Below are 9,081 nucleotides of genomic sequence, written 5' to 3'. Positions count from 1 at the left end.
GAACGGACGACCTGATCCTCAATTATGCAGATGAACAAGGCAAAATGCACCAGGAAGTTTTTGATATGGTTATTCTTTCCGTGGGTCTTGTCATTCCCGAAGAGAGTGTAGAGCTTGCCAACAGGATTGGTGTTGAATTGGATAAGTATAGTTTTGTGAAAACTTCGACATTCAATCCTTTACTGACATCCCGTCCCGGAGTGTATGTATCGGGCTCTTTTCAGGGTCCCAAGGATATCCCTTCCTCTGTGACCGAAGCAAGCGGTTCTGCTGCTGCGGCCGGGATGAAGCTGGCCCCGGCTCGTCATACCTGTACAAAAGTACTTAGCATGCCGGATGAAAGAGATGTCTTAGGTGAAGATCCGAGAATCGGGGTGTTTGTCTGCATGTGCGGTATTAATATTGCCGGAGTGGTTGATGTTGAGGCGGTTGAAAATTATACCAAAGAACTTCCTAATGTTGTTTATACCGGTATCAATCTTTTTACCTGTTCCCAGGATACTCAGATCATTATCAAAGATATTATTAATGAGCATAAACTCAACCGTGTTGTGGTGGCATCCTGTACCCCTAAAACCCATGAAGGCATATTCATGGATACATTAGAGGAGGCAGGTTTAAACAAATATCTTTTTGAAATGGCAAATATTAGAAACCAGGATTCCTGGATGCATTTTCATGAACCTGAACAAGCTACTGAAAAAGCTAAGGATCTGGTTCGAATGGCTGTGGCAAGGGTCGCAACCCTGGGACCGCTTCATGATAAACGAATCACAGTGATTGACAAGGCCCTTGTTATTGGTGGCGGTATCGCAGGCATGAATGCTGCCAAAGCATTGGCTGATCAAGACTATGAGGTTACCCTGGTTGAAAAAGAAAATCTTCTTGGCGGCCTTGGAAACAAGCTGCATCATACCATTGAAGGAGATGATATCCGGGCCTATGTGAAAGACCTTGTTGAGGCGGTTGAGAGTCATGACAAGATAGAGGTACTTAAACAGGCATTGATTGTTGGATTCGATGGGTATAAAGGCAACTTCAAGACCACTATTCTTGTGGGAACATCAATGGAAGAAAGAAAAATAGACCATGGTGTCATGATTGTTGCAACCGGTGCAACAGAATACCAGCCCAAAGAATTTCTCTATAATGAAAGCGAAGCAGTTGTCACCCAGATTGAATTCACTGATATGATTGAGGAGAACAAGGCGAAAGACCTTGACCGTGTTGTCATGATTCAATGCGTGGGGTCAAGAAACGAAGAGAACCCAAATTGTTCAAGGATCTGCTGCCAGAGTGCCGTCAAGAATGCTATTGCCTTAAAAGAACAAAATACAGATACGGATGTATTTATTCTTTATCGGGATATGAGAATGTACTCCATGCTTGAAGAGTATTACACAAAAGCAAGAAATCTTGGCGTGATTTTTTCACGGTTTGATCCGGAAAATCAGCCCGAGGTGGCCCATGGCGAAGACGGTAAAATGACGGTCACTTTTACCGATCACGTTCTGGGACAGAAAATAGAAGCCAGTGCAGATCTTGTTGTGTTGAGCGCAGGTGTCAAGGCTGCGGATACCGAAGAACTGGCAAGCATTATTAAGACCAACAGAAATCCTGAAGGCTTTTTTATGGAAGCCCATGTGAAACTTAAACCGGTTGAAGCGGTCACTGAAGGTATTTTTATCTGTGGTACCGCACACGGACCAAAATTGATTTCTGAAACTATTGCACAGGCAATGGCAGCCGCATCAAGGGCCACCACATTCCTTTCCCAGGAATACCTGACTCTTTCTGCAGTAAAAGCCGAAGTAATACCGGAAAATTGTGCATCCTGTCTTGTATGCGTCAGATCCTGTCCATATAATGTGCCGGTTATTAATGAATTTGGTGTCAGTTATATTGACCCGGCCCTTTGTCAGGGATGTGGTGTGTGCGTATCTGAATGTCCTGCTAAAACAATAAAACTAAACTGGTATGAAGATGACCAGTTGCTCAGCAAGGTGGAATCTTTGCTGGAGGGGGTAATATGAAAAATGATTTTCAACCTGTGATTTTGGCATTTTGCTGTGATTACTGAGGATATCCAGCTGCGGACCTGGCAGGTTCCATTAGATTGAAGATTCCGGCAAATTTTAAAATTATTCGTGTCCCCTGTACTGGCAGGGTTGATGTTATTCATATTTTAAGAGCCTTTGAAAAAGGTGTTGACGGCGTGTATGTGGTGGGTTGTCTGGAAGGCGATTGCCAATATAATGAGGGGAATTTCAGGGCTAAAAATCGAGTTAAACAGGCAGCTGCTATTCTTGAAAAAATCGGTGTGGGAGGAGAGCGTGTGAAAATGTTCAATCTCTCAGCTGGCGATGGCCCATTGTTTGCCCAGTATTCCATTGAAATGGATAATATAATCAAAGACTTAGGCCCGAGCCCCATCCGGGTGGCAAAACAAAAAAAGAAAGAAGCAGCTTAAAACATTAACAGCTTAATATGAGGTTAGCTTATGATAATAGCAGAGAAAAAACCCATTGAAGAGATCATTGATGAAGTGAAAGACTATAACCGGATACTGATACTCGGGTGTAACGAGTGTGTGACGGTTTGTGAAGCGGGCGGTAAAAAGGAAGTAGAGATTTTGGCATCTGCCTTAAGAATGTATTTTATCAATCAAGGCAATGAAAAAGTGATTGATGAAAGAACTCTTGAGCGTCAGTGTGATCATGAGTACTTAGAAGAACTTCGAAGCAATATTGATGATTATGATGCCATTGTTTCTCTTGCCTGTGGTGTTGGTGTTCAGTTTGCAGCAGAAAAATATCTGACAACACCTTTAATTCCGGGTGTAAATACGGTCTGTCTGGGTGCCAATGAAGACAGGGGGCTTTGGACGGAAAGATGCCAGGCCTGCGGCTCATGTGTGCTTGCCAGAACCGGAGGGATCTGTCCGGTTTCACGGTGTGCCAAAAGAGTGCTCAATGGTCCCTGCGGTGGTTCGACAAACGGTAAATGTGAGATCAGCAAAGATGTTGATTGTGCCTGGCAGCTTATTTTAGACAGGTTAAAAGCATTAGATAAAATGGATGATTATGAAAAAATTGCACCGATTAAAGATTGGTCCACAGACAGAGCAGGTGGCCCAAGGACGGTAACCAGGGAGGATGTGAAGATATGAGTGATTTAAATACTGCAAGTAATCTGGAAAAAATATTAAAAGCAGGACACATTGGTGTCACTTCCGAATGTGGGCCTCCCAGGGGAAGTGATGCAGAAGAGGTCAAGAAGAAGGGTGCTTTGATCAGGGATTATGTGGATGCCATCAATGTTACAGACAACCAGACTGCCATGACAAGAATGTCTTCTCTTGCAGCATGTGTACATCTCAAACTCATGGGCATTGAGCCGGTTCTCCAGATGGTAACACGGGATAAAAACAGGATTGCCCTTCAAAGTGATATTTTGGGAGCCGCCTCTTTTGATATCCCGAATATGCTTTGTTTGTCCGGAGATCATCAGAGTTTTGGTGATTGTGCACAGGGCCAGAATGTTCACGATCTTGATTCCATGCAATTGATTCAGACGGCTCGTTACATGCGGGATGAAGGAAAGTTTCTTGGTGGGGATAATATTAAACAGCCGCCAAAAATGTTTGTGGGTGCTGCTGCCAATCCCTTTGCCGATCCGTTTGAAATAAGGGTGCCGCGTCTGGCTAAAAAGATTGCCTGTGGTGCTGAATTTATCCAGACCCAGTGCATTTATAACATAGATAAGTTTAAAGAGTGGGTCAAAAGAGCTGCTGACAGGGGACTGACTGAAAAAACCTTTATCATGGCCGGCATGACTCCTATGAAATCCGTGGGTATGGCTAAGTACATGAAGAACAGGGTCCCGGGAATGGATGTCCCAGATGAAATAATTGCCCGCCTGGCAGGTGTTGACAAAGGCAAGCAGGGCCAGGAAGGTATTGATATCTGTGTTGAACATATCCAGGAGCTCAAGGAATTGGAAGGGGTTTCGGGATTTCATATCATGGCCATAGAGTGGGAAGAAAAAGTTCCGGAAATAGTAGAAAGAGCAGGCCTTTATCCAAGACCACAAGTATAGTCTACACCCGTTAGAAGATCTTTAAAGGATACAGGTTTAAAGTAAGGCTTTTGCCTGTATCCTTAAAATATTACTCCAAGGAGATAAAATGGCTGTAATCGTAAAGTATATTGTTGTCAGGAATGGAGAGGAAAAGATGACATTTGCGACAAAAAAAGAAGCAGACGCCTATGATAAAATGCTTGATATTGCCGACAATTTGTTTGAATTCCTGGAAAGCTCAAAGATCAAGCTCAATGAAAATCAACTTGAGGACATCTCCCTGTTACTAGCAGAGAACAGGGACAAACTGATGCCCATTTTAAGGGGAATCAAGCCAAAGAAAAAACCCGACAAAAAGCCTGAACAAAAAGAGAGTCCGCCACCCAGAAAAGCCAAAGCAAAAAAATAGGTAGCAATACTTTATGAATAAATTGTAAGCTTTTATTGTTTTTTGCGACCAAACAATAAAAGTAACATTGTTTTTCTGTCTATAATTGAAGAGGTCGCAAATGGGCAAACAAGTTCTTAAGCAAAAGACCGGTATTGATAGCGTTCTAGTATTTGTGTTTGCTATCGGCATAATGATTTCTTCCGATACTCTGGCCGTACTGGGAAATTTTTTCGGAAAGACAGGGGATGTCGGATTCTTTCTGATTATTTTTAGTGCAATAATTTATTTAACCTTACTATCACAATACAAACAACTCTTCATTTTTTCCCCAGCGCATTCATCTGATATTGAGATACTAAAATCAGTCATTGGAACCACACCGGCTTTCTTTGACATTAATTATTGCGGGTATTTTACTTTTGTATTGCGCATGACCGAACGAAGCGACAAGTGCCGGTCTGGCACAAAAATTATTGTTAAATGGATATACAGAGGTCTATGCACTTAAAGGTGGCTGGCGGGAATGGTTCAGGGCAAAATTCCCTGTTGAAGATAAATAAACTTTGCAGAAGGTGTGGTGGATTTAACGTGTTATAATGAATGATAAAAAAAAGGTTAGAAAAAAAGGTGTAAGAGAGATCCTCTTAATGGGTATTTTCTGGCGCATTCTGTTTATCGAAGGTGTCTTACTTGTCTATTCGCTAGGATACAAATGGTTAACAGAAGATGCTAGTTCCCTGGATCTGTTCTGGTACAGCATCAGAATTACAGTGCTTGTCATAATAATTGTCACCTTTATGATGGTAACGTTGAAAAAGTTCCTTGCCCAAAAAATTATTGCACCTTTAGAAGCCATAGCATCAGCGAATAAAAGGCTGCAGGAGGACATCTCAGATACCGAACATCTTGAGCTTTCTGAAAATTATCCCCATGAGATCAAAACCATTGTAACCTCAAGGTCAAAAATGCTTAAAGATATCTTATATATTTCTGAAGAACGATTGAAATATTCTACGGCACTTAATGATGAGCTTAATAAAGGTAAAAAAATTCAGAAAGATTTTCTGCCTCGGTTTCTGCCGGAAGTTAAGAGCTGTGATATCTCATCATATTTTCATTCTGCCTTGCAATTGTCCGGTGACTTTTATGATATGTTTGAATTGCCCAATAATCATATCGGCTTTGTTATCGGTGATGTCAGTGGCAAAGGGGTCGGATCCGCGCTTTTTATGGCATTAACTCGAAGCCTCTTACGTGTTTTTTCAGGATCATTCACCACCGGAGATAGTATGAATTTCGGTGGTATTAATGAAAGCTTTTTGCCAAAAGATGCCTTGAAAGCTGTTTCTCTGACTAACGAATATCTGGCAAAAGAACATTGCGAAGAGGGCATGTTTGTAACACTGTTTTTTGGTATTCTTGATCCAATAACCGGCAAGATGTTTTATATCAATGGTGGACATGAGCCGGTTTTAATTATAGGAGAAAAAGGGATAAAACAATCTCTTAAAGCTACCGGGCCGGCCCTAGGGCCGATCCAGGGGGCAACATACGAAATTGAAACCATCCAGCTTGAAACAAATGATATACTTTTTGGCTATACAGACGGGGTGACGGAAGCACGATCAGAAATAAGAGATTTTTATACACGAGCCAGGTTGGAAAATCTAATTAATAAGGATTTTTATGGTTCGGCAGATGCTTTTTTAGAGATGGTTAAAACAGATTTGTTTGCATTTATTGGAGATGCCCCCCAGAGTGATGATATCACAATGATAGCAGTAAAGTGGCATCCATACCTTTGATCACTTCCCTGATCGCAACAAGCTTTTTGAAATGTTACGTGTGACCTTTAGGTTACGTGTGACCTTTAGGTTATATAATTACTTCCTAATTTCTTTTCAAAAAGGAAATCTTGGTATATAGAATGGATTAAATAAATTTGGAAAAATCTATTTGTTGATACCAGCAAGGAGTGGAATATTGATTATGGAAAAATCATCAGGGGTTAAAAAATTTATTTCATTTTTTTTAAGATTTTTAAGGGTTGTTATTGTCCTGGCGATTGCCATTGCCTTGGCAAAATTGCTTATATCTTTAAAAAAGGAACCTGAGAAAAAAGAAATCGTTAAAACGCCTCCCAGCGTCAAAGTAATGGTGGCAACGCCTGTTTCAAAAGTTATGACGGTAGATGCATATGGCACGGTAAAACCAAGGAAATTAGTAAAGATTGCCGTGGAAGTGCCAGGGAGAATCGATTATATCCATCCATTTTTTATTGAGGGCGGGGTGATTAATAAGGGGGAGGTTCTGATCGGTATTGATCAAAGATCTTATAAGCTGGACCGGCAGGCAGGACAGGTTCGGGTCAGGCAGGCAAAAACAGCTATTGAAAGTTTAAAGCAGGATATCGAAAATTTGAGAAATGATATCATGCTTTCCAAAGCCAATGTAACTCTTACGCAAAAAGAATTTAAGAGAGTCAAGGCTTTGAGTGAAAATCAATTTGCTTCAAAAAACAGCCTTGATAAAGCCGAACAGCAACATTTACAAGCAAAGATTGCCTTGCAGAATATCAGCAACAGGTTGTTATTGACCGACACGTTAATGGAGCAGAAGAATGCAGCTCTTGCCATGGCTCGGGTTGATTTTCAAAAAGCCGATCTTGCATTTAACAAGACTCAAATAAAAGCCGGCTTTCATGGATTTGTTCTGGATAAATTTGCTGAAGTTGGAGAATATATCAATCCGGGTCAGGTCATAGGATCAATTTATCAAAAAGAAAGCCTGGATGTGGATGTGAGAATCCCTTTGGAGAAAATGAAATGGATTGAATCCTTTTTTGAAAATGGGAAAACACCGGATGCAAATGTGATGGTGGCAAATCTTGACGGTATGAAACCATTTGTATGGAATGCTAAAGTCGTCCGGGTAAAGGCAAAAATTGACGAAAAGACAAGAACCTTGCCCATGACACTTGAAATATTGAATCCTGATGTAAAAATAAAAAATATTTTTAATTTAAAACCGGGTACATTTGTTAAATGCAGTATTATCGGAGAGACTTATGAAAACATTTTTGTACTGCCAAGGTATTTGTTAAAGCGAGATAATATTCTTTTTACAGTGAATGACAATCATTTGAAAATGAAAAGGGTGAATGTTTTAAGAAAGTTTGAAGATGAGATTTATATTAACGAAGGATTATCCCCGGGCGATAAAGTTATTTTTTCTCCCCTTCCCGGTGCTATAGAGGGAATGGAACTCAATATCAAACTAAACGGGAAATAAAACATGAAAGCTTTGGCTAAATGGTCTGTTGAACACAGGGTTTCAGTGAATCTGGTAATGATTTTTCTCATTGTTGCAGGGCTGTATACAATTTTAAACATGAAACGGGAACTATTCCCTCAGTTTTCCATTGATATGATCAATATCGCCGTGACATACCCTGGCGCATCACCCGAAGAAGTTGAAGAAGGGATCTGCATTAAGATCGAAGAGCAGCTCAAAAGCCTTGAAGATGTCAAAGCCATGTATTCTAGTGCCCTTGAGGGACACGGGTCAGTAACACTGGAACTTGCGACCGGAACGGATATTATTGAAAAACTGGATGAAATAAGAACCCAGATGGATCTGATTGATTCATTTCCCGAACAAGCCGAAGACCCGGTTGCCATTGAGATTAAAAATAATCCTCCGGCTATATATCTGGCCATATATGGTGATGTCAACGAAAAGGTGTTGCGGGATACTGCCGAGAAAATAAGAGATGATCTTGTGGATACGGATGATATTTCCCTTGCAAACCTCATTGGTGTCAGGGACTATGAAATTTCCATTGAAGTGTCTGAAGAAAATTTGCGCCGATTTAATCTGTCTTTTGATCAGGTCGCAATGGCCGTAAAAACAGGGAGTCTTGATTTGCCGGGTGGTAAAATCAAGACAAAAGGAGGGGAGTTCCTGGTCCGGGCCAAGGGAAAGCTTTATACGGGTGAAGAATTTGAACGGATTCCTTTGGTGACAAGAGATGATGGGACAAGTATTAAACTCGGAGATGTTGCAACGGTTATTGATGGATTTGAAGATACGGATGTCAAGGCAAGGTTTAATGGAAAATCCGCAGTCCTTGTGGTTGTTAATCGCACAGACAGTCAGGATACCATTGCTATTTCAAAAACAGTCAAGGAATATATTAAAAATAACAGGGATTCCCTTCCCAAAGGCATCACCCTGAATTATTGGTTTGATATGGCGGAAATGGTTCAGGACAGAATTGACCTTTTGTTGAAAAACGGTTCCCAGGGGATATTGCTGGTGTTTATTGTACTGGCCCTGTTTCTGGATCTCGGACTCGCTTTCTGGGTGGCGTCAGGGATACCCATATCGTTTATGGGGGCTTTCCTTATCCTGGACTTTTTTGGTGCATCCATCAACATGTTGTCCCTGTTCGGATTTATCATGACACTGGGTATACTTGTGGATGATGCCATCATTGTAGGGGAAAATGTCTATACCCATTATAAGACGGGTAAATCTGCCAAAGATGCTGTTATAGACAGTATTGGTCAAATTGGTGCACCAGTTGTGATGGCGGTTACCACAACCAT

At 41.2% G+C, this 9,081-nt stretch carries 8 protein-coding genes and 1 pseudogene; all 9 read left to right on the top strand.

Translation table 11 applies throughout. The features are described 5' to 3' along the window. Positions 1 to 2,033: FAD-dependent oxidoreductase (locus K8S13_RS12260; protein ID WP_291462871.1), on the top strand; the 2,033-nt coding region annotated here is incomplete at its 5' end. Further along, on the top strand, positions 2,030 to 2,470 hold the full coding sequence (locus K8S13_RS12255) for a hydrogenase iron-sulfur subunit (RefSeq protein WP_291462870.1): 441 nt from the start codon (positions 2,030 to 2,032) through the stop codon (positions 2,468 to 2,470). The genes K8S13_RS12260 and K8S13_RS12255, both read left to right, overlap by 4 nt. Positions 2,471 to 2,500: 30 nt before the next feature. Continuing rightward, complete coding sequence (locus tag K8S13_RS12250) at positions 2,501 to 3,169, top strand: methylenetetrahydrofolate reductase C-terminal domain-containing protein (RefSeq protein WP_291462868.1); 669 nt, start codon at positions 2,501 to 2,503, stop codon at positions 3,167 to 3,169. Then, entirely contained in the window at positions 3,166 to 4,098 is a 933-nt protein-coding gene (locus K8S13_RS12245) for a methylenetetrahydrofolate reductase (RefSeq protein WP_291462866.1), read from the top strand. The genes K8S13_RS12250 and K8S13_RS12245 overlap by 4 nt, the downstream gene beginning before the upstream one ends. Positions 4,099 to 4,186: 88 nt before the next feature. Then, complete coding sequence (locus K8S13_RS12240; RefSeq protein WP_291462864.1) at positions 4,187 to 4,489, top strand: YebG family protein; 303 nt, start codon at positions 4,187 to 4,189, stop codon at positions 4,487 to 4,489. 401 nt (positions 4,490 to 4,890) lie between these two features. Continuing rightward, positions 4,891 to 5,031: pseudogene (locus K8S13_RS12235) on the top strand (rhodanese-like domain-containing protein); the annotation flags it as partial. A 36-nt stretch (positions 5,032 to 5,067) separates the two neighbouring features. Continuing rightward, entirely contained in the window at positions 5,068 to 6,276 is a 1,209-nt protein-coding gene (locus tag K8S13_RS12230) for a SpoIIE family protein phosphatase (RefSeq protein ID WP_291462862.1), read from the top strand. Between the two features lie 184 nt (positions 6,277 to 6,460). Next, the gene (locus K8S13_RS12225; protein ID WP_291462860.1) at positions 6,461 to 7,762 is read left to right on the top strand and encodes an HlyD family efflux transporter periplasmic adaptor subunit; all 1,302 of its coding nucleotides are present in this window, start codon (positions 6,461 to 6,463) and stop codon (positions 7,760 to 7,762) included. Positions 7,763 to 7,765: 3 nt separating this feature from the next. After that, a partial coding sequence (locus tag K8S13_RS12220) for an efflux RND transporter permease subunit (protein WP_291462858.1) occupies positions 7,766 to 9,081 on the top strand: 1,316 nt, incomplete at its 3' end.

The organism is Desulfobacula sp. (assembly GCF_021107415.1).
The sequence above is the reverse complement of the archived record's forward strand: the minus strand, read 5'-3'. Positions and strand labels throughout refer to the sequence as shown.

Coding starts and splice junctions, on each gene's coding strand:
- K8S13_RS12245 (WP_291462866.1), top strand. CDS start 3,166: ATGAGTGATTTAAATACTGCAAGTAATCTGGAAAAAATATTAAAAGCA.
- K8S13_RS12230 (WP_291462862.1), top strand. CDS start 5,068: ATGAATGATAAAAAAAAGGTTAGAAAAAAAGGTGTAAGAGAGATCCTC.
- K8S13_RS12225 (WP_291462860.1), top strand. CDS start 6,461: ATGGAAAAATCATCAGGGGTTAAAAAATTTATTTCATTTTTTTTAAGA.
- K8S13_RS12250 (WP_291462868.1), top strand. CDS start 2,501: ATGATAATAGCAGAGAAAAAACCCATTGAAGAGATCATTGATGAAGTG.
- K8S13_RS12240 (WP_291462864.1), top strand. CDS start 4,187: ATGGCTGTAATCGTAAAGTATATTGTTGTCAGGAATGGAGAGGAAAAG.